Source organism: Marinobacter salexigens (assembly GCF_002806945.1).
GTDB classification, from domain to species: Bacteria; Pseudomonadota; Gammaproteobacteria; order Pseudomonadales; family Oleiphilaceae; genus Marinobacter; species Marinobacter salexigens.
The window spans coordinates 313,542-333,815 of the sequence record NZ_NIHC01000005.1; the positions used below are offsets into that span (position 1 = coordinate 313,542).

At 53.5% G+C, this 20,274-nt stretch carries 18 protein-coding genes; 11 read left to right on the top strand and 7 right to left on the bottom strand.

Features of this window, described 5'->3' with window-relative positions:
- Positions 1–16 precede the first annotated feature (16 nt).
- The 9 genes from betA (at position 17) to gltS (ending at position 10,423) form a co-directional block, all read left to right on the top strand.
- Complete coding sequence (gene betA / locus CDH47_RS11620; RefSeq protein WP_100640058.1) at positions 17–1,684, top strand: choline dehydrogenase; 1,668 nt, start codon at positions 17–19, stop codon at positions 1,682–1,684.
- 34 nt (positions 1,685–1,718) lie between these two features.
- Positions 1,719–2,648, top strand: coding sequence for a choline ABC transporter substrate-binding protein (locus CDH47_RS11625; RefSeq protein ID WP_100640059.1), 930 nt, complete (start codon positions 1,719–1,721; stop codon positions 2,646–2,648).
- Between the two features lie 105 nt (positions 2,649–2,753).
- A complete protein-coding gene (gene choW / locus CDH47_RS11630; protein WP_100640060.1) occupies positions 2,754–3,602 on the top strand; it encodes a choline ABC transporter permease subunit in 849 nt (282 codons plus the stop codon).
- Entirely contained in the window at positions 3,599–4,780 is a 1,182-nt protein-coding gene (choV, locus tag CDH47_RS11635) for a choline ABC transporter ATP-binding protein (RefSeq protein WP_100640061.1), read from the top strand. Before choW ends, choV begins: the two co-directional genes overlap by 4 nt.
- A 56-nt stretch (positions 4,781–4,836) precedes the next feature.
- Positions 4,837–6,468 (top strand): alkaline phosphatase, encoded by a 1,632-nt coding sequence (locus CDH47_RS11640; protein WP_100640062.1) that lies wholly within the window; start codon positions 4,837–4,839, stop codon positions 6,466–6,468.
- A 283-nt stretch (positions 6,469–6,751) separates the two neighbouring features.
- Positions 6,752–8,206, top strand: coding sequence for a diguanylate cyclase domain-containing protein (locus tag CDH47_RS11645; RefSeq protein WP_100640063.1), 1,455 nt, complete (start codon positions 6,752–6,754; stop codon positions 8,204–8,206).
- Positions 8,203–8,451, top strand: a complete 249-nt coding sequence (locus tag CDH47_RS11650) for a DUF6868 family protein (protein WP_100640064.1) — start codon at positions 8,203–8,205, stop codon at positions 8,449–8,451. Before CDH47_RS11645 ends, CDH47_RS11650 begins: the two co-directional genes overlap by 4 nt.
- Before the next feature lie 74 nt (positions 8,452–8,525).
- Positions 8,526–9,104, top strand: a complete 579-nt coding sequence (locus tag CDH47_RS11655) for a TMEM175 family protein (protein ID WP_100640065.1) — start codon at positions 8,526–8,528, stop codon at positions 9,102–9,104.
- Between the two features lie 95 nt (positions 9,105–9,199).
- Entirely contained in the window at positions 9,200–10,423 is a 1,224-nt protein-coding gene (gltS, locus tag CDH47_RS11660; RefSeq protein WP_100640066.1) for a sodium/glutamate symporter, read from the top strand.
- A gap of 121 nt (positions 10,424–10,544) precedes the next feature.
- On the opposite strand, the gene CDH47_RS11665 is transcribed toward gltS, so the two are convergent.
- Complete coding sequence (locus CDH47_RS11665) at positions 10,545–12,191, bottom strand: serine hydrolase (RefSeq protein ID WP_100640067.1); 1,647 nt, start codon at positions 12,189–12,191, stop codon at positions 10,545–10,547.
- A gap of 309 nt (positions 12,192–12,500) precedes the next feature.
- Here CDH47_RS11665 and CDH47_RS11670 point away from each other — a divergent pair, with 309 nt between their 5' ends.
- Together CDH47_RS11670 and amn are read left to right on the top strand one after the other, a co-directional pair.
- Positions 12,501–13,955 carry an MFS transporter gene (locus CDH47_RS11670; RefSeq protein ID WP_100640068.1) on the top strand — a complete coding sequence of 485 codons (1,455 nt, stop codon included), beginning with the start codon at positions 12,501–12,503 and terminating at the stop codon, positions 13,953–13,955.
- A gap of 62 nt (positions 13,956–14,017) precedes the next feature.
- Positions 14,018–15,493: an AMP nucleosidase gene (amn, locus tag CDH47_RS11675; protein WP_100640069.1), complete on the top strand. Its 1,476-nt coding sequence runs from the start codon at positions 14,018–14,020 to the stop codon at positions 15,491–15,493.
- A 14-nt stretch (positions 15,494–15,507) separates the two neighbouring features.
- Here amn and CDH47_RS11680 read toward each other — a convergent pair whose 3' ends face one another.
- From CDH47_RS11680 to CDH47_RS11705, 6 genes are read right to left on the bottom strand one after another with little or no spacing between them, the layout of a single operon-like run.
- Positions 15,508–15,933, bottom strand: a complete 426-nt coding sequence (locus CDH47_RS11680; protein ID WP_100640070.1) for a secondary thiamine-phosphate synthase enzyme YjbQ — start codon at positions 15,931–15,933, stop codon at positions 15,508–15,510.
- Positions 15,934–15,948: 15 nt separating this feature from the next.
- The gene (locus CDH47_RS11685; RefSeq protein WP_100640071.1) at positions 15,949–17,013 is read right to left on the bottom strand and encodes a succinylglutamate desuccinylase/aspartoacylase family protein; all 1,065 of its coding nucleotides are present in this window, start codon (positions 17,011–17,013) and stop codon (positions 15,949–15,951) included.
- Between the two features lie 3 nt (positions 17,014–17,016).
- Positions 17,017–17,922, bottom strand: a complete 906-nt coding sequence (rimK, locus tag CDH47_RS11690; protein ID WP_100640072.1) for a 30S ribosomal protein S6--L-glutamate ligase — start codon at positions 17,920–17,922, stop codon at positions 17,017–17,019.
- A complete protein-coding gene (locus tag CDH47_RS11695; protein WP_100640073.1) occupies positions 17,919–18,416 on the bottom strand; it encodes an ATP-dependent zinc protease family protein in 498 nt (165 codons plus the stop codon). Before CDH47_RS11695 ends, rimK begins: the two co-directional genes overlap by 4 nt.
- Positions 18,397–19,257, bottom strand: a complete 861-nt coding sequence (locus CDH47_RS11700) for a mechanosensitive ion channel family protein (RefSeq protein ID WP_100640074.1) — start codon at positions 19,255–19,257, stop codon at positions 18,397–18,399. Before CDH47_RS11700 ends, CDH47_RS11695 begins: the two co-directional genes overlap by 20 nt.
- Before the next feature lie 51 nt (positions 19,258–19,308).
- Positions 19,309–20,118: a hypothetical protein gene (locus CDH47_RS11705; RefSeq protein ID WP_100640075.1), complete on the bottom strand. Its 810-nt coding sequence runs from the start codon at positions 20,116–20,118 to the stop codon at positions 19,309–19,311.
- Positions 20,119–20,274 lie beyond the last annotated feature (156 nt).

A 20,274-nucleotide genomic window follows, 5' to 3' on the forward strand; every position in this document is an offset into this window, starting at 1 on the left:
CATCAAGGAGACAGTTTTGCAGTTTGATAACGAATTTGACTATGTGATTGTCGGCACCGGCTCCGCCGGCTGCGTATTGGCTAACCGCCTGAGTGAAAGCGGAGCAGACCAGGTTCTGGTTCTGGAAGCCGGGCGCCGTGACAACGGCTGGAAAATCCACATGCCGGCGGCGCTCATGTACAACCTCATGGACGACAAGTACAACTGGTACTACCACACAGAGCCCCAGGAATACATGAACAACCGGAAGCTGTACTGGCCCCGGGGTAAAGTGTGGGGCGGCGGCTCCACCCTGAACGCCATGGTGTACATACGCGGCCACGCCTACGACTATGACCGCTGGCACGACGAAGGCGCCAAAGGCTGGCGCTATCAGGACGTGCTGCCCTACTTCCGCAAAGCCGAAAGCCGGGAAAAAGGCGCCGACGACTACCGCGGTGGCAGTGGCCCGCTAAACGTACACACCGGCGACACGCCCAACCCCTTGTTCGGTGCCTTCCTTGAGGCCGCACAACAGGCAGGCTACCCCTACACCAAAGACATGAACGGCTACCAGCAGGAAGGCGTTGGCGAGATGGATATGACCATCAAAAAAGGCCGGCGCTGGAGTGCTGCGCAAGCCTACCTGCGCCCGGCCCTGAACCGTCCGAACCTGACGGCTGAAACCGGTGCCATGACCACCCGTATTCTGTTTGAAGGTGAGACGGCCGTGGGTGTGGAATACATTCAGACAGGCAAAACCCTTCGTGTGAAGGCCCGCAAAGAAGTCATCGTGAGCGGCGGCGCCATCAACTCGCCACAGTTGCTGATGCTCTCTGGCATCGGAGCGGAAGACGAGCTGAAAGAACACAACATTCCGGTAGTCGCAAACCGCCCGGGCGTAGGCAAAAACCTGCAGGATCACCTGGAAATCTACGTTCAGCACAAATGCACCCAGCCGGTCACTTTGTACAAGTACACCACCCAACCGGGCAAAACCCTGGCCGGCATGAAATGGTTCATGAACAACGATTGGGGTGCTTGCCGCACCGCACACCTGGAAGCCGGTGGTTTTATTCGCTCGGAAGCCGGCGTGCAGCACCCGGACATTCAGTATCACTTCCTGCCATCCCAGGTAATTGACCACGGCCGCAAAGACGCTGAATGCCACGGCTATCAGGCCCACGTTGGCCCCATGCGCCCAACCAGCCGCGGGTTCATCAAACTGAAATCCGCCAACCCGAGCGACCACCCGATCATCGATCCCAAGCTGCTCAGCACCGAACGCGACCGCTGGGAAATGCGCCAAAGCATCAAACTGACCCGGGAAATCTTCGCTCAGTCGGCCTTTGACCCCTTCCGGGGCGAAGAACTACGCCCCGGTGCCAGCGCCACTACAGATGAAGACATTGATGCCTTCGTTCGCAAGTACGCTGACAGTGCCTACCACCCATCATGCACCTGCAAAATGGGCGCGGCCGACGACCCCATGGCGGTCGTTGACGAACAGGCACGGGTTTATGGCGTGAACAATTTGCGCGTGGTGGATGCCTCCATCATGCCTAGCATGGTGAGCGGCAACCTGAATGCGCCCACCATCATGCTGGCCGAAAAATGTGCCGACCACATACGTGGTCTTGAGCCACTCGCCCCATCACCCGCACCGGTATGGGAGCACCCTGACTGGAAAAACGCACAACGCTAACGCTGTGACACAAAACCAAGAAAGGAGAGAACCAATGAAGAAACTAATGATGGCCTGTGCAGGCCTCGCGATCAGTGGCGCTGCAACCGCCGCCCCGAACGCCGCATGTGAAACCGTCCGCTTTGCAGATGTAGGCTGGACCGACATTACCGCCACCACTGCGCTGGCTTCCGAAGTACTTAAAGGCATGGGCTACAAGCCCACCGCAAAAGTTCTGTCTGTGCCGGTAACCTATCGCTCGCTCAAAAACAAAGACATCGACGTATTCCTGGGTAACTGGATGCCCACCATGGAAGGCGATGTACGTCCTTACCTGGAAAGCGGTGATGTAGAAACCGTGATTACCAACCTGGAAGGCGCCAAATACACCCTGGCCGTACCCCAGTATGTTTACGATGCCGGCGTCACCAGCTTTAAAGACATTGCCAAGAACGCCGACAAGTTCAACGACCGCATCTACGGCATTGAGCCAGGTAACGATGGCAACCGCTTGATCCAACAGATGGTAGATGAAGATGCCTTCGGTCTGGGTGACTTCCGCGTTGTTGAATCCAGTGAGGCGGGCATGCTGTCGCAAGTCAGCCGCTCGGTTCGTCGTAACCAGTGGGTAGTATTCCTTGCTTGGGAACCACACCCGATGAACGCCAACCATGACCTGGCCTACCTGGAAGACGGCGACGACTTCTTCGGCCCGAACTACGGTGGTGCAACCGTGCACACCAACGTTCGCAAGAACTACACCAATGAGTGCCCGAACATTGGCAAACTGCTGAACAACCTCACCTTCTCCCTGACCATGGAGAACGAAGTGATGGGCGCCATCCTGAACGACGGTGAAGAGCCCAGCGATGCCGCACACGCATGGCTGGCGAACAACCCGGAGGTTCTTGATGCCTGGCTTGAAGGCGTAACCACCCTGGACGGCAAAGAAGCACTGCCCGCCGTTAAAGCATCCCTTAAATAACCAGTAAAGCCCGGGGGCAACCCCGGGCACCTGATCTGATATGCACTACCTGATTCACTCATTTTCCGTGCCGGCCTTGGCCCGCACCCAAAAAGACATAAAACCATGAACTGGATAACTGAGCATCAACTACCCTTCGGCGACTTCATGGAAGCCATTGTTGATTTTCTGGTGATCAATTTCAGCGGCTTTTTTGACGCCGTTTCCGAAACTCTAAGAAGCATGATTCATGGCCTGACTGACGGGCTTTTGTGGGTTCCGCCTTTTGTGCTCATCGCCCTGTTTACAGCGGCAGCCCATATTCGCCACCGCCGCTGGGGGCTCACGGTCTTCACCGCTATCAGCTTCCTGTTAATCCTGAATATAGGCTATTGGGAAGACACCATGGCCACGCTTTCTCTGGTGCTCTATGCCACCGTGCTGTGCGTCCTGATTGGCATCCCCCTTGGCATATACGCTGCCCATAACTCCTGGCTGTACCGGTTTCTGCAGCCCGTGCTGGATCTGATGCAAACGATCCCTCCGTTTGTGTACCTGATCCCCACCCTAACTCTGTTTGGCCTGGGCGTGGTACCCGGTGTTATATCCACTGTGATTTTTGCCATCGCTGCCCCTGTAAGGCTGACCTATCTGGGCATTTCACAGGTACCCACTGAGCTGGTTGAAGCCGGTAAATCCTTTGGCTGCACCAACCGCCAACTTCTGTTCAAAGTAGAGCTACCCGCAGCCATGAGCTCCATTGGCGCAGGTATAACCCAGTGCATCATGTTATCGCTCTCCATGGTTGTTATTGCCGCGTTGGTAGGTGCTGATGGCTTGGGTGTGCCGGTTGTTCGCGCACTGAACACCGTCGACATTGGCAAAGGCTTTGAGGCCGGCCTGGCTATCGTATTGCTCGCCATCTGGATGGATCGTTTTTTCCGCCAGAAAGGCGCTACGGGGACTCCAGTATGATTGAAATCGAGAACGTTAACGTCGTATTTGGCAAACAACCCAAACGGGCTTTGCCATTGATTGAGCAGGGTCTGGAAAGAGCTGAAATTCGCGATCAAACCGGCCTGATAGTAGGTGTTCAGAACGCCAACCTGAGTGTTAAAAAAGGCGAAATCTGCGTACTGATGGGTTTGTCGGGCTCAGGAAAATCCAGCCTGCTGCGCTGTTTAAACGGCCTGAACGAGGTCACCAGTGGTGCTATCCGCATACAGCACGGCAATGAAATGGTGGACTTCACACAAGCCAACGAAAAGCTGCAGCGAGACATACGCACGCGCCACATATCCATGGTATTCCAGAGCTTCGCTCTGATGCCCTGGCTATCTGTGGAAGACAACGTGGCCTTTGGCCTAGAGTTGCAAGGCCTTGGCAAAACCGAGCGCCGTAAAAAAGTAGCGCGCCAACTGGAACTGGTTGGTCTCGCAGGCTGGGCCAAGGTACGGCCGGATGAACTCTCCGGCGGTATGCGCCAGCGCGTAGGGTTGGCACGGGCACTGGCCACAGAATCTGAAATACTACTGATGGACGAGCCTTTTTCTGCCCTTGACCCGCTGATTCGCCATCAGCTTCAGGACGAATTGCTAACCCTGCAGGAAGAGCTACAAAAGACCATCGTATTCGTGAGCCACGATCTGGACGAAGCCCTGAAGCTGGGCTCCCACATTGCCATCATGAAAGACGGCCAGATAGTGCAGCACGGCAAGCCGGAATCCATCGTACTGCACCCCGAAAACGATTATGTGAAGAGCTTCGTAGCCAGCACCAACCCGCTCAACGTACTGGCGGCACGCTCCCTGGCACTGCCCATTGGGCAGATACAGGAAGATTCCAGAGGCAACCGCTGCCTCAACAAACGCTACGACATCTGGCTACACACTCCAGATGTTGCAGCAGAAGCCGTAGTGACCAGTGGTGGCCAAACCTTCCAGACCCAAGCCTGGCAGGAAGGCCAAGCCATTGAGAGTCTGGCCAAACAACCCACCCGTATAGCTCCGAACACACCTCTGCGGGATGCCGTAGAGATTCGATATTTCACCGGCCATAGCCTGCTGGTGGAAGAAAACGGCCAGATTACCGGCGCCATTGGCGACCGGGAGCTTTACCACGCCATGTTGGGGAAGCATCTGGACGACAGCTAGGCGAGCTTTATCGCCACTCAATAACCATAAAGTGACAAACCTGAAAAAGGATCTGTATGAATATCCGAAACATCACAGCCGGCGCTGGGCTACTTGCCTCATCTATGCTGCTGGCTGCCTGTGCACCTATGCAAACCGAGACTCAAGCTGCAACAACTGAGCCTGAAAAAGCCAAAAACGTCATAATGATTATTGGCGACGGTATGGGCCCGCAACAGGTTGGATTACTACTCGCGTATGCCAAGCAAGCGCCTAATTCAGTTATCACCGATGGTATTACCGCCTTCGACCGCATTGCCGAAAATGGCCCCATGGGCATCTCCATGACCCACGCCAATGACAACCTGGTTGTAGATTCCGCAGCCTCTGCGACACAACTGGCCACCGGCCAACTCGCTGGCGCCGAAATGATTGGCGCAGACAAAGACGGCAACACGGCAGAAAGCATTCTGGAACGCGCCAAAAAGCTGGGCAAATCCACCGGCCTGGTGTCTGACACCCGGATTACCCACGCCACGCCTGCCGGTTTCGCTGCTCACCAAAGCCACCGAAGCCTGGAAAATGAAATTGCTGTAGATCTTCTGGAAAACAATGTAGACGTAATGCTCTCCGGCGGCCTGCGCTACTGGATTCCAGCATCGGCCAACGACGAGCAATCAGCCGCGCGTCTGGAACTGGAAGCCCTGACCGAAGGCTCCGTACGCATCAAATCCAAGCGCAAAGACAACCGCAACCTGATTGCCGAAGCGCTGCAGCAAGACTACAACCTGGCGTTCAACCTTGACCAGATGAACCAGGCGGACGGAAAAATACTTGGCTTGTTTGCCTATTCTTCACTGCCAAATGCCATTGTTGAGAACCAAACCAAAAACGACCCGAACCGCACCATTCCCACATTGAAAGAAATGTCGGAAAAGGCCATCACCTCACTGTCGCAGAACGACGAAGGCTTCTTCCTGATGATCGAAGCTGGTCAAATCGACTGGGCTGGTCACTACAACGACACAGGCACCATGCTGCACGAAATGCTGCGCATGAACGAAACCCTGAACTACGTTCTGGATTGGGCCGAAGGCCGCGATGACACACTGGTGGTTGTTACCGCCGACCACGAAACCGGTGGCTTCGGCTTCAGCTACTCCGCCAACGACCTGCCCCACGGCCGCGACCTGCCGGGCGACGTGTTCAAGGAACAACAGTTCAAACCTGGCTTCAACTTTGGCGATGTATCTACCCTGGATAAGCTCTATGAGCAGAAGTCGTCCTACGGTGACATCTTCTACAGCCAGTTCGACGGCCTGAGCGAAGATGAACAAACCCCTGCCAACCTCGCGCGCATCGTTAATGCGGAAACCCAGTTCAACATAACCGAAGAACAGGCTGCCCGTGTACTGGCTACTGAAGACAACCCTTTCTACACAGAGGGCCACTCTTACCTGAGCACCAAAACCGTTCCGAAAATGGATGTAAATGGCGCCTTTTTCGTATACCAGACAGACGACAACCGTCAGAACCTTCTGGCTCGTGAAGTTGCTGAGCAGCAGAACGTAGTCTGGTCTACCGGTACCCATACCAACACCCCGGTTCTGGTATTCACCCAAGGGCCAGCGAAAGCGGCTGCGCCATTCGGCAAGATTCTGCACCACACAGATATTGGCCAGTACGCCATGGACGCGCTGGAAGATTGATCACATAGAACCAAGACTACCGGCCCACAACCATGGGGGCCGGTAACTCCCCCGGGCGCCTCCGGCAATAGCCCACAGGGTATAAACCTCCCACTTTCTCTCCATTTCTGCCCCTGCCTGGCACGCCCTCAGCACGGATTGCATGAAAAGTCAGACTTTGGAGTACCGTTTGGCACGGGATTAACTTATGCTTCCCAAAGGATTTGAAGCCGCGCCTTTACATTTTTCAGGGTGCTCTGGCAGCGAACTAAGTAGTTAAAACTCGGCGTTATGTGGAGTATGCATGGGAGTTTCGCCCGAGAGAACAGACCTGATCAATGAGATGACCGGGCCAAGGCAGTACCTTCGCAACGCCCTGTTTTTTGTTCTGTCGTTTTGGCTTCTGAACCAGGTAGCTTATCTTTTTGAGGTTGCCGAAAACGTTAGCGTATTTTACCCGCCCTCCGGGTTCGCAATGCTCTTGATTTATCTTTTTGGTGCCAAATACCTCCCCGTATTCTTTTTTGCAATAATTGTTGGCGGCCTTCCTCAGCGTGATATTTTTAACTACAACCTGGAAATGCTAATCCCTGATCTCAGAATGTTTGTTATTTACGGCACGGCGGGATTAGTACTAAAAAAACTGAACCCCGAAAAAAACAAACTCAGCGCATCTTTTTACTACACACTAATATTAATCATCATAGTAACAGCACTTTTATCTTCTGCTGTTTTTGTGATGAACGCAAATGATATAGATAGCACTATCAGTGCCCAATGGCGTGAGCAAGTCCCTTTATTTTTTGTCGGGAACCTGACAGGTGCACTAACTGCACTGCCAATTTTCACATTCTTTCTTTATATTAAATCCAACGGATTCAATAACATTAAACTCACCTTTTATCGAGACGTGTTAAAACCTGAAAAACTAGGTGCCTTCTTTGTCATAATCTCACTATCATTCTTTGTTATTTTTTTGGGTAAATATAGTGAAAACTACTCAAGCTACTACTATCTTATCCTGATTCCCATTATCTGGACCTCTGTAAAATGGGGGCTGGGAATCGGTTTGATGTATGCATTCATTGGCAACCTGTTCACGCTTTCCTTTTATGTTTTATTTGGTTATTCATATTATGGAATGCTAGAAGTTCAGCTGATCTTCGCCATGTCAATCATTTCTACCGTACTGATTGGGCTGGTACATGAGCAAAAAGACATCTTCTATGAAGAGTCCATTTACGATGAACTAACAGGGCTTGCAAACATGAGGCTGTTCAGTAAGTTAAGCGCCTCCATGATTGCACATGCCGATAGAAACAACGAAGAACTCGCACTCTTATTTGTCGATATTGACGGGTTCAAAGCTATTAACGACACACAGGGCCACAAGGCTGGTGACCAAACGCTTGCGAAAATCGGCGTGCTTTTGAAGAACTGCCTTCGTGATTCAGATTTTGTTGCACGATATGGGGGCGACGAGTTTGTCATCCAATTAAATGGCGACATATCTGAAGAAGATGCAAGCACTGTTGCGTCAAATATCATCAAGCAAATGACCGAACCCGTCCACCTTTCCAATGGCGTTGCAACGATCGGCGCAAGCATAGGCATTGCCATTTACCCCAGAGATGGAGCTGATGTAGACACTCTGATCAGCAAGGCAGATAAGGCAATGTATGCTGCTAAAAAGAGCGGTAAAAACTGCTACCGACTATACAGCCAACAACCACTTCAGTATGCAAGGAACCAATCGTGATCACACTTTCACAGCTCACGGAGCTTCTTGGCTGGGCGTCCGTTCTGAATCTGGGCATGCTGGTTTTTTCCAGCATCTTGCTCGTGGCCATGAGACCCTTCATCACCTCAATCCACAGCAAGATGTTTGATATTTCAGAAAGCGACCTGACCATCAGCTATTTCAACTATCTCGCGAACTATAAGATATTTTCCTTCATATTCTTTGTGGCCCCCTATCTGGCGCTCAAAATCATGGGCCATTAAAATGCTTGGCCACTGCACCAACTATGCAGCCCGTAACTTTCGGTGCAGTTTCATTAACTCGTATGGAGCAGCGCATGGGTAAAAACAGGCTAGAAGCCTTCAGTGACGGTGTGTTGGCCATCGTCATCACCATCATGGTTCTGGAACTTAAAATACCTGACGGAGCCGGCTTGGACGTTCTTACCCCGGCGCTGCCCAGTTTTCTCAGCTACGTGCTCAGCTTCATTTATGTAGGCATCTACTGGAACAATCATCACCACCTGGTACATGCCGCCGGCCATGTGTCTGGCAGCGTGCTTTGGTCTAACCTGAACCTGCTGTTCTGGCTTTCGCTATTTCCTTTCACTACTGCCTGGATGGGCAACAATCACTTTGAGCCTTTACCGACGGCCGTCTATGGCTTTGTGTTGTTTATGGCAGCGGTTGCCTACCACATACTGCAACGCTGCATTATGGCAACAGACGGCTGCAGCTCCGTTCTCCGGGAGGCAATAGGGGCTGACTGGAAAGGAAAACTGTCCATGGCTCTGTATTTGGCAGCTGTGGGCTTATCGTTCAAATTTCATTGGGCAGCACAAGCCATCTATGTGGGCATAGCACTGCTCTGGCTGGTGCCGGACAAGAGGATTGAGAGGGTGATGAATGAGGGGTGATTCAGGACTGGCCCGGCGGCTTATTCTCTATACTGGATTTTGCAACAATGCTTGGCCTGAAGGCGCCAAACAACACCTGATCGAGATACTGTAATATGGAGATAGTCGACGGAGTATTGCGAGTAGGCCCAGGCTTAGCGGCAACCATCGGAATTCTGGTGCTGTTCGTGGGCAAGCGGGTGAATGAAAGGTTCGCCTTCTTGCGCGAGTTAAGCATCCCAAAACCGGTTACCGGTGGGCTGCTGTTCTCGATACTGTTCACCACCGTTTACGCGATGACAGGCACGGCGGTGGAATTCAATCTCGCAGCCCGAGACGCCCTTCTGGTGTATTTCTTCACGACCATCGGTATCAACTCCAGCGTCAATGACCTGCTGAATGGGGGTAAGCCGCTCGTTATACTCTTAGTAATTACTATTTTGTACATGGTCATTCAGAACCTGACCGGCTTGTCCGTAGCGGCGTTCTTTGACTTGCCGGGTGCGGTTGGCCTGCTGGGTGGCACTGTGTCCTTGATCGGCGGTCACGGCACCTCAATCGCCTGGGCACCGAGGATTGCAGAAGACTACGGTGTAGTGAATGCCATGGAAATCGGCATTGCCTGTGCAACCTTCGGGTTGATTCTGGCGAGCCTCATGGGGGGGCCGATCGCCAAGTTTCTTATTGCTCGCCACAACCTGACGCCCAACAAGGCTGACCCGCTGAGTGTAGGGATATCTGAGGAGAAAGGCGGCGAAGTGATCGGCTCTATGGACTTTTTAGACGCTATCTTCGCCATCCATTTGAGCATCTTTTTCGGGTTAATGTTGAACGGCTTGCTGGAAGCACAGGGGCTCGAGCTGCCGCTGTTTGTTTCATGCCTGTTTTCCGGGCTGCTCATTACTAATCTGATCCCTGCCAATTTCCCGCGTTTCAGCGGAATGCGCTGGCCCAGTCGTACACCGTCCATGGCCTTGATCGCCGAGGTGGCACTGGGAACATTCCTGGCTATGTCACTCATGAGCATGCAGCTATGGACATTGGTTGATCTGGCGGGGCCCATTTTTACCCTTCTCGCGATTCAATTTGCAATCGCTGTGGCCATCAACATATTTGTTGTCTTCCCCCTTATGGGCCGCACCTACGACGCTGCAGTGGTCTGCGCCGGTTTTGGGGGCATTTCTCTGGGCTCGACACCCACGGCAATGGCCAATATGTCTGCAGTAACACAGAGGTACGGCGCCTCTCACCTGGCTTTCGTTATCGTACCTCTGGTGTGTGCGTTTTTTATTGACCTGGTCAACGCATTGATGATCCCCTTCTTCCTGACCAACTTATAGCCGCTGGATTCGGATACTTCGCGCAGGGGCCGATTTCTGCAGCCACGCTGAAGCTGTGCCTCTGCCTGAGGCACAGTTTTATGCGCCTGATATCGCTAAGCGACCAATACGCCCTATCAGACTATTGCCTGCGGGCAGTAATCGTCTGTCCGCCGGATGTTGTGAGAAGCAATGCGCCTGTCTCATCGATTGAATACTGCTCAACCTTGGCAAGCAATTCCAACAGGCTGCGCTCCTGATTCATCAGTGCCTCGGGGCATGCCATCATTGTGGTACCGGCATCACCTATCGATAGCGCATTACCGTTTTGTGTGTAGCTTGCGAACATGCGATTACAACTCGCATTTCCAGCCATGCGGCCATTGGGCATGAACAATAAATTTGCCGGGCTGTAGTCAATCACACCCCTCCCTGCAATGTCCTCAATGAACCATTTGCGGCCCACCAGTTGCGGGGCTCTCTCTTGTGCCATGAGATAGTCAGCCACAGCCCGGTAGGCTGGCAGTGACGTTGGGTCGTTGGCTGCGTTTGCGGCAACCGGGTTCGAGCCGAAACGCACGATGACCATATTGGCGGCAGGGTTTATCCAGACGGTTTGGCCATGCACACCACGTGCCGCATAAGCGCCATGGTTGTCATTACTGATCCACCACAAACCGCCATAGCTCCAGCCCGGCAGAGTTTTGTAATCGGCTTTTGCGAAGGTCTCTCCCTTGCCGCCGTGGCGGATGCTGGCAACTGCCGCGGCAGGGATGATCTGCTCACCGTTAACCTGGCCCTCATCGAGCATCATCTGCCCGAGCCGAGCCATATCTCTCAGGGTTGCATTGAACCCGCCACCTGCGAACGGCGTGCCGATTGAATCAACCGTAAAGAAGGCTTCGCGCTCGGTTCCAAGCCGGCTCCAGATGCGCTCGGAAAAAAGGTCAGCAACCGACTTGCCCGTGGTGCGTGCGATCAACCAACTGAGTGCATCGGCGTTGATGGTTCGGTAACCGAAGGCATCACCGTGTGTGCCTTCTTTCTTAACCGTTTGCAGGTATTCGAAATAGCTGCGTGGGCCAGTGTAGCCGGCAGGCATCGGCAAGGGGCTGCCCGCCAGCGCGTAGTCCCAGAATTCCGCGCTTGGATCTGTGGAATCTTCCGAATAGTCAAGCGCGGTCGTCATATCCATAACCTGTCGCACAGTAGCGTCGCCAAAGGCGCTGTCTTTCAATTCGGGAATCAGGGTGGCCACCTTGGCGGTTTCATCGAGCTTACCTTCCGCCACCAGCACTTCGCCAAGCAGGCCAGTGAGCGACTTGGTGACCGACATCACTCCATGCAGGGTATTTTCATCCAGGCAGCCGTCATAGCGCTCATACACAATGCGGCCTTTGTGCATAACCAGAATGCCGTCTGTGTAGTTCACATCAAAGGCGGCATCCCAGGTCATGGGTTCGCCACCGCCCAGCGGCACAAACTCAACCGCATCCAGCCCGGCATCGAGATCAACGGGTAGTTCACGGGCGCCCTCCGTACCGTTACGCACCGCAACGGTCGGCATCAACTCACGGAAGTGACAGACCGTCCAGCGCAATTTGGGAAAGGTGAAAAAATCGGGGTCTGTAAAGCGAATTGTTTTGTCTGCCGCTGGTGGAAAACCCTGCATCCAGCCGAGCTCATCAGGCGTCGATTCTTGCGCCGAAAGCGGAATTTCTTCCTGCGCTATCGCTGTGCCTGCCAGAGCTAAAGACAGGGTGAGGCATGCGCTCATAATAGACTTCATTGTATTGTCCTTATCGTCCTTCCGATGCGTTTCAAATAGTTTCGTCAAGAATAAAAAGCTTAGTTCAGTCCAACTCCTGAACACCGCCACCGGAGACCGTCAAGATCTGGCCACTGATCCAGCATGTTCTTTTCAATGTCATCGTTCAGAACAGATTTAATGGCCACATGGTTTTCCATGTGCAAAGTTTGCCGGGTTAAACATGCTCGTGACTCCTTAGCAACTATGATAGTAGATCTTGCTAGACACTCTGGTTACGCTCCCATACTCATTACTCTGTGCGTTATGCGCAACATCTATGGCGATTAAATGACGGAACTGACCCCACAACAAAATACCACCACCAATACCATCAGCGACTCCGAGCGCTGGCGTGTGCTTTTAGTGTTGCTCATGGCGATTTTTATGTCGCTGATGAGTGTGAGTGTGATTAACGTTGCCTTGGCTTCAATCCAGGAAGGGTTGGATGCCAGCCAATCCGATATCCAATGGGTGTTATCTGGCTATGCACTCACCTTTGGCGTGGTGCTGGTGAGTGCGGGCCGTGCCGGGGATCTCATGGGGCGTGGTGGCTTTTTTATTCTGGGCGTTAGCATATTCACCCTCGCCTCAGTTGCTGCAGGCCTGGCACCGGATGCGGATTGGCTGAATGCCGCTCGCTTTGTTCAAGGGGTCGGCTCGGGGTTTCTGAATCCCCAGGGCATAGGCATGATCCAACAGTATTTTCAGGGCCCGGACCGCGCACGCGCCTTTGGTTTTTTTGGCACCACGGTTGGAGTCTCTGTTGCTATTGGCCCTGTCCTTGGCGGCATTCTGATTCATCTGGGAGGCCCGGAGATTGGCTGGCGGCTGACATTTCTTATCAACGTGCCCATAGGCCTGTTAACTATAGGGCTGGCACTGCTCTGGTTTCCACGCCCTTTGATACACAAGCCCAAGCTTCTGGCCCACAAAGGCCTGAGATCTCTGGATCCGGTCGGAGCCCTGTTACTGGGCTTGGGTGTATTGGCAGTCCTCTACCCCTTTGTTGAGTCGCGCTCGTCCGGTGTGATGTGGCTGTTGCTGCCCGCAGGACTGTTGCTATTTTACCTATGGGTACACTGGGAACGCTGGTACACCCGGTGCGGCTACAGCCCCATGGTAGATCTGAAAATTTTTGCCACCTCCAGCTACCGTAATGGCAGTGTCATAATGTTTCTGTATTTTTTGGGTATGACCAGTGTCTGGGTTCTGATTCCCTTGTACGCACAGCAAGGTGTTGGCTTTTCAGCGTTTGAAGCCGGCATGATCGGCATCCCCTCAGCACTGCTTTCTGCCTGGTCCTCCAACTGGGCCGGTAAGCGGGTTAACCATTACGGTCGCAAGGTTGTCATTGGGGGCTTGGTTTTTGCGGTGTTTGGACTGCTGTCCAGTATTGTGGTGGTGCTTTTGCATAAGTATGTCGGCCTGAGTATCTGGTGGCTGCTGTTGTCCCTGGCCTTTTTCGGGCTCGGCCAGGGCTCGGTGATCAGCCCCAACCAGACCCTCACTCTAGCGGAGGTACCGCTCGCCTACGCCGGTAGCTCCGGGGCTATCATGCAAACGGGACAACGTATTGGTACATCTGTTGGTATTGCGGTCATCACGGCCATCGTGTTTGCGGTGCACCCTTACAGCTCATGGCACACTGCGGTGAGTGTTGGGCTGCTGACAATCACAGTGATCACTCTGCTAGCATTAACCATGGCCTTTAAGGATCTACGCGATCGGCGCAGGCAGCACTAGCGGTTGGCCGTGGCCGTTGCTGTAGACACTATAAAAATTGCTAAACAACTCTGAGGCATGCCGTGACACTATCCAGTGATGATAATTTTATTGTAGTGACTACCGCTGAAGCAGCGGTTGATCGTCTTGCTACTCTTTATGAACAAGCCACCAGCTCACTGCGTGCAGCTCTGAAGCGGTATGTTGTTGATCGCCAGTTGCCGCAGGATTCCCAAGGCAGATTCCGTTACCCGGAGCTGCGCCTGACGTATCAATCCCAAGGCGAAGTGCCCAGCAGCATACGTGCCTACGCGCGCCTGCAGGTGCCCGGTGTTTACACAATTACGGTGACTCAACCCGAGGCTTTCCGGCGTTATCTGGAGAGCCAGCTGGGGCACATGATGAGGGACTTCACCGTCGTTGTAGAGGTGGGTTCAAGCCAAGTCGACATTCCATACCCCTATGTTGTGGAGCAGGGCGACGAATTAGGCGCTTCCGGCGTTACGGCCAGCGAGCTTTCACGTGTATTCCCAAGTACAGACCTGTCCACCACCGATGATGGCACCGCCGATGGTCTTTACGACTGGCAAGATCTTGAAGAAATGCCGCTATCCCTGTTCGGTGCGTCGCGCACGGATTTTTCACTGCGCAGATTGGTGCACTATACCGGTAGTGACTGGCAACACGTCCAGCGATGGATATTACTGACCAACTACCACCGCTATGTTGATCAGTTTGTTCGTCACGGGCTGGATATGCTGCAGGGCAGCTCGCGTTTTCAAAGCCTGGTATTGCCTGGCAATGTGATTATCGAGCGGGGCATGCCCGAAGATGAAATGCAGGCGCTTGTCGACTCTGTGGTCTGGCACAGATTCCAGATGCCAGCTTACCACCTGAAGTCGACTGAGCCTGGCCAGGGTATTACCTTGGTCAACATTGGTGTGGGGCCTTCCAACGCCAAGAACATTACTGACCACCTCGCCGTAACGCGCCCGCACTGTTGGCTGATGATCGGCCATTGCGGTGGGCTGCGGCAGTCTCAGATAATTGGTGATTACGTGCTGGCCCATGCCTATATGCGCCGGGATGGCATTCTTGACCGGGTACTGCCGCCGAACATTCCCTTGCCTGCCTTGGCCGAAGTTCAACAAGTGCTGCAGCAGGCCGCAGCAGAGATCACTGGCGACGAGGGCGATACGCTCAGGCGCCGACTGCGAACCGGCACTGTATTAACCTACGATGACCGTAACTGGGAATTGCGCTGGGCGCAGGAGCGCCCGCAGATTAACCTGGCCCGCGCCATCGCGGTTGATATGGAGAGCGGCACCATCGCCGCGCAGGGTTATCGGTTTCGTGTACCTTATGGCACCTTATTGTGTGTATCCGACAAACCACTGCACAGTGAGATCAAGCTACCCGGGGCTGCAAGTGCGTTTTATGAGAGTGCGGTTACCCAGCATTTGCATATCGGCATCCGCGCGCTGGAACTGATGCGCAGTGAGCGTTACACGCTTCACTCACGCAAGCTGCGCAGCTTTGATGAGCCGCCGTTTCGTTAAACAATCAGGCGCGGCTACCATCTCCCCTGCAGCGTAGCCACAATCCGGCGGCCATCGGCGTTATCTCTGTGTTCGCAGAGGTAAAGCCCCTGCCAGGTTCCCAGCGCCAGGCGCCCATGGCTTATGGGCAGGGTAAGCGATGGGCCAATGAGGACATTCTTGATATGGGCCGGCATGTCGTCCGGCCCTTCTAGTACGTGTTCGTAGTGAGGCGCTCTCTCGGGTACCATCACGTTGAAATGGCGCTCCAGATCACCGCGCACGTCCGGATCAGCATTTTCGCTCACCGCCAGCGATGCTGAGGTGTGCTGAATAAAAAGATGCAGCAACCCTACTTCGCAGTTGGTCATTTCCGGCGCCTGAGCAAGGATTTCATTGGTTACCAAATGAAATCCCCGGGGTAGCGGTGCCAGGTTAATGAATGTCTGATCCCAGATCATAGCGGCTCCCGTGGATTATTTTTGAAGCTCATCCCAAGGATGCATGGGCACAACCGCCTCGCTTACTTCTGTTTCGAAGGAGTGGCGAAAGTAATCCATGGCTTTTTCAGCTTCGTTCAGTTCCTCAAACCGGGCGATGTGATAAATCGCCTCGCCTTCGTTAACCAGCGGCAAGTTGTTCACACAGATCACAATGCCTGAGCAAGGTGAAACAATCGCCGTTTCGGATTCGCCAAAAGGATCGGCCACCATTGCCAGCTTCTGGCCTTTGCGTACTTTTTGACCAAGCTTGGCCACCGGCCGCATAATGCCATCAATCTCTGCCCTCACCCACTGGGAACTGGCTGCAATTTCCGAGCGCTTTTTCGATGTTGCACGCCCCTTGCGTGGCGGAACCATTTCCAACTCGCGCATCACTCGCATCACGCCTTTTACACCACTGCCGATAACCACATCATCAAAGCGTAAGGCTTCGCCGCCTTCATAGGTGATAACGGGGATGTCCAGCGAGTCTGCATAGGCGCGCAAACTTCCTTCCCGAAGACCCGCATCAATAATAACCGGCGCTGCAAACGCTTCTGCCATGCGCGCAGTTTCAGGATTTTTCAACTCAGCCCGAACTTGTGGCAGGTTGAAACGGTGAATCGCACCCGTGTGCAAATCGATGATGTGCGTTACCTGCTCCATAATCTGTGTGCGCAGCAGATAAGCAATACGACCACCAAGAGAGCCTCTTTCACTACCAGGAAAGCAGCGGTTCAGATCCCGCCTGTCTGGCAGATAGCGAGTACGGTGCACGAACCCGAAAATATTAACGATGGGCACCGCTATCAAGGTGCCGCGCAGATGGCGGAGCGCTGAATTAGTAAGCACACGGCGTACAATTTCCACACCGGCAATTTCATCACCGTGTATGGCACCACACACCATCAGTACCGGGCCATCCCGGCGACCGTGCACAATTTCCACGGGAATGTGCAGAGGAGTGTGGGTGTACAACTTCGCAATGGGAATTTCTACCGTTTGCCGGGTGCCTGGCTTAACTTGCACTCCGGCCATTTCAAAGGGCGCTCGCGCCATCGATTATCCTCTGCCTTTGGTTTTGGTACGCCAGGGCGCGTGATTTTTTTCAGTCCAGTTAATAATCATCCCTGCCACGTTTTTACCTGTGGCATTTTCGATGCCCTCAAGCCCCGGCGAGGAATTTACCTCCATCACCAGTGGCCCGCGGCTTGAGCGCAACAGATCTACACCGGCTACGTTCAGCCCCATGGCTTTTGCTGCAGTCACCGCAGTTTTGCGCTCCTCCGGTGAAATCCGAACCAAAGACGCACTGCCCCCGCGGTGCAGATTGGAGCGAAACTCACCTTCAGCACCCTGGCGTTTCATGGCAGCAATCACCTTGTCGCCAATCACAAAACAACGGATATCTGCACCGCCGGCTTCCTTGATGAACTCCTGCACAAGAATGTCTGCTTTCAAGCCCATAAAGGCCTCAATCACACTTTCTGCCGCTGTGCGAGTTTCCGCGAGCACAACACCAATACCCTGGGTGCCCTGCAAAAGCTTGATCACCACAGGAGCGCCACCCACCATTTTCAGCAGTTCGGGTACGTTATCCGGCTTGTTGGCAAAACCTGTTATAGGCATACCCACGCCTTTACGGGCAAGCAATTGCAAAGAGCGCAGTTTATCCCGCGAGCGTGTAATGGCTACAGACTCATTTACCGGGAAGGTTCCCATCATTTCAAACTGGCGCAATACCGCTGTGCCATAGAAGGTAACGGAAGCCCCGATACGGGGAATAATCACGTCAAAGTTTTCCAGCACTTCTTCGTGATAATGAATCTTCGGGTTGGCAGATGTAATGTTCATGGAGCAGTGAAGGCAGTCGATCACCCTCACTTCATGTCCACGGTTAATCCCTTCCTCCACCAAGCGGCGGGTTGAGTACAAGTGCCTGTTGCGGGATAGAACTGCAATTTTCATTTTTCAGGCCTTAAAGCCGGTTCCCCGGCGAGATAGGAGGCTTCGGGATAGATAACAGACCGGCCCGCCATGGCGGTACGCCCCAGCAGCATGCGAAACTGCATGGTATCCCGGTTCGTTAGCGTCATTTCTATGGGCCAGCTTTCGCCACCAACCACCAGAGTGGTCTCAATTACCAGCCGAAGTTCTGAGTGACCGCCGGAATCTGATACATCACGTTCATCGAGAACACGAGCATCGCACTCCACCACCTGGTGCATATCATTCTGAACCGGGTGAACCCAGAACCTAACTCGACGTTCGCCATCCTGTGTGTAGGGTTCCGTCCTGAAAGCATGTAAACAAGAGGTGCGAGCACCCGTATCCACTTTTGCCTTGATGCGGTTAATATCCAGATCAGGTAGTGCCACCCACTCCCGCCAGCCCAGGTTGATTTTGTTTTCAGCAGGTATCGGCTCCACGGTTTTGAGGGCTTCAACTATCTTTTTGGACATCCATCTGTTCCTTTTCAGTGACTTTCTCCGGTGCCATCAATTGCACCCGGAATGGCTCGGAGTGGCTACCAGCATAAATACTGGTATGCGGGAAAGGTATCTCTATACCCGCCTGATCAAGCGTTTTCTTTATGGCAACGAGCATACCGCTCTTGCCTTCAAGCACCTTGTCTTTCGGTACCCAGAAAGAAAACTGCAAATCCACCGAGGAAGGGCCAAATGCAGTAACCAGCACAAACGCCTTCGGCTCCTCCAGGCAAGCAGGGTTCTGTTCTGCCAGCTCCAGCAGCAGTTTTTCTACCTTCTCTGCATCTTCAGCATAGGCAATCCCCACCTGAAGGTCGATTCTGCGAATAGGAAAACGCGAACGATTAACAACCGGTGTCTTGATCAGGGTTTCGTTGGGAATACGCACGTAGAGGTTGTCTCGGGTACGCAGTTTTACACTGAGCATGTCGATACCCACCACCTCCCCCATAACTGCGTCCACCTCAATGAAATCACCGATTTCAAAAGGCTTTTCAACAAGCAAAAACAGACCGCTGATCATGTTTGAGGCAGACGTTTGCGATGCAAAGCCAAGAGCCACGGTAAGAATACCGGCCGCACCAAGCACCACATCCAGTGAGAACCCGGCTTCCCTGAGCGCAGCAACGCCAAACAGTAAAAAGATGACGTAGAACACCAACCGCCGAGCCATAACGGTATGGTGCCGGGAAGTGCGCTTGACCATCACCTTTGACACACTGCGCGCTGCCAAAGATGCAAGGACAATACCCAGCACCAACAAAAAGCCGGCGCTGATCCACTGCCCCCAGGCTATACCAGTAAACACATTCATTGCTCCTGTTTTTAGCGCTTCAGTCACAGCTGTTATCCTGTGAAATGCGCATCAACCAAACACCCGATCAATAGCTCTTACCAGGCGCCCTTTAGCAGGCTTCTCCCGAGCCGGAGCCACCTTCACGCAGGGCCCGGCGACCACAAGCAAGGCTTCATCCAGATGCAGGCTCGCAGAATTCATATCAGTGGCTACTTCTACCACCACTCCTGGCGTCCACAACTGGCCGCGTTCATTCTGATGCAATGACAACAATGGCGTAGGCAGACTGAAACGCTCCAATACCAAAGGCTCTGCCCTGCGGTTAATGATGGTTACCGGAGTGGTTGCTCGCCAAGGGCGCTTTGGCAAGGCATCGAGCACCAGGCGACCAAAGTTTGATGATGAGTAACACAGCTCACCTTCCATCGTGTTCCTGCCCACCCAGGTAAATGATGGCGCAGCCAAAGGCACCTCGGTGAGTAGTGTCTGGTTCTCACCCGCGCATATCTTCATCCAGACAACGGTTCCCACATAAATAGTGCACCGTGTACCGCCTGGAATGGTGAGCGGATGATAGGGGCGAATTACCGTTGGAAGGTTGGCCACCGCAGGTATAAAGGTTACCTCTGAGGAACCCCCTTCCCGGATAAATCGTTGCAGAGACACACTTGTCTGCGGCAGTTGGTGGCCTATGGATTCGGTCCAGCCAACTGGATCAGTCTCGGGAGCCCGGGTTTCAGAGCGCACCTGCCATTCCTGATCCAGCAGTGTGACCCACAACCGAACATGCCCAAGCTTGTGATGCTGAGTTTGGCCAGAGGTCAGCTCGTAGGGCTGTGCCCATAAACCGTCGCGCCGGGTGTCACTTTGAGTGCTCATGAACGCTATAAATCCCCCACAACTACGGGTGCTAAAGTTGTGACGACTATAATCCAATCAAGGGTCTCGGGCGAATATCTAACCAAGTGATTTTATTACCTGAGTACGATGTAATTACCCCTATACTCAATACCCGAAACCCGACAGGAACGCCCC

Coding starts and splice junctions, on each gene's coding strand:
- CDH47_RS11625 (WP_100640059.1), top strand. CDS start 1,719: ATGAAGAAACTAATGATGGCCTGTGCAGGCCTCGCGATCAGTGGCGCT.
- choW (WP_100640060.1), top strand. CDS start 2,754: ATGAACTGGATAACTGAGCATCAACTACCCTTCGGCGACTTCATGGAA.
- choV (WP_100640061.1), top strand. CDS start 3,599: ATGATTGAAATCGAGAACGTTAACGTCGTATTTGGCAAACAACCCAAA.
- CDH47_RS11640 (WP_100640062.1), top strand. CDS start 4,837: ATGAATATCCGAAACATCACAGCCGGCGCTGGGCTACTTGCCTCATCT.
- CDH47_RS11645 (WP_100640063.1), top strand. CDS start 6,752: ATGGGAGTTTCGCCCGAGAGAACAGACCTGATCAATGAGATGACCGGG.
- CDH47_RS11655 (WP_100640065.1), top strand. CDS start 8,526: ATGGGTAAAAACAGGCTAGAAGCCTTCAGTGACGGTGTGTTGGCCATC.
- gltS (WP_100640066.1), top strand. CDS start 9,200: ATGGAGATAGTCGACGGAGTATTGCGAGTAGGCCCAGGCTTAGCGGCA.
- CDH47_RS11665 (WP_100640067.1), bottom strand. CDS start 12,191: ATGAAGTCTATTATGAGCGCATGCCTCACCCTGTCTTTAGCTCTGGCA.
- CDH47_RS11670 (WP_100640068.1), top strand. CDS start 12,501: ATGACGGAACTGACCCCACAACAAAATACCACCACCAATACCATCAGC.
- CDH47_RS11680 (WP_100640070.1), bottom strand. CDS start 15,933: ATGATCTGGGATCAGACATTCATTAACCTGGCACCGCTACCCCGGGGA.
- CDH47_RS11685 (WP_100640071.1), bottom strand. CDS start 17,013: ATGGCGCGAGCGCCCTTTGAAATGGCCGGAGTGCAAGTTAAGCCAGGC.
- rimK (WP_100640072.1), bottom strand. CDS start 17,922: ATGAAAATTGCAGTTCTATCCCGCAACAGGCACTTGTACTCAACCCGC.
- CDH47_RS11695 (WP_100640073.1), bottom strand. CDS start 18,416: ATGTCCAAAAAGATAGTTGAAGCCCTCAAAACCGTGGAGCCGATACCT.
- CDH47_RS11700 (WP_100640074.1), bottom strand. CDS start 19,257: ATGAATGTGTTTACTGGTATAGCCTGGGGGCAGTGGATCAGCGCCGGC.
- CDH47_RS11705 (WP_100640075.1), bottom strand. CDS start 20,118: ATGAGCACTCAAAGTGACACCCGGCGCGACGGTTTATGGGCACAGCCC.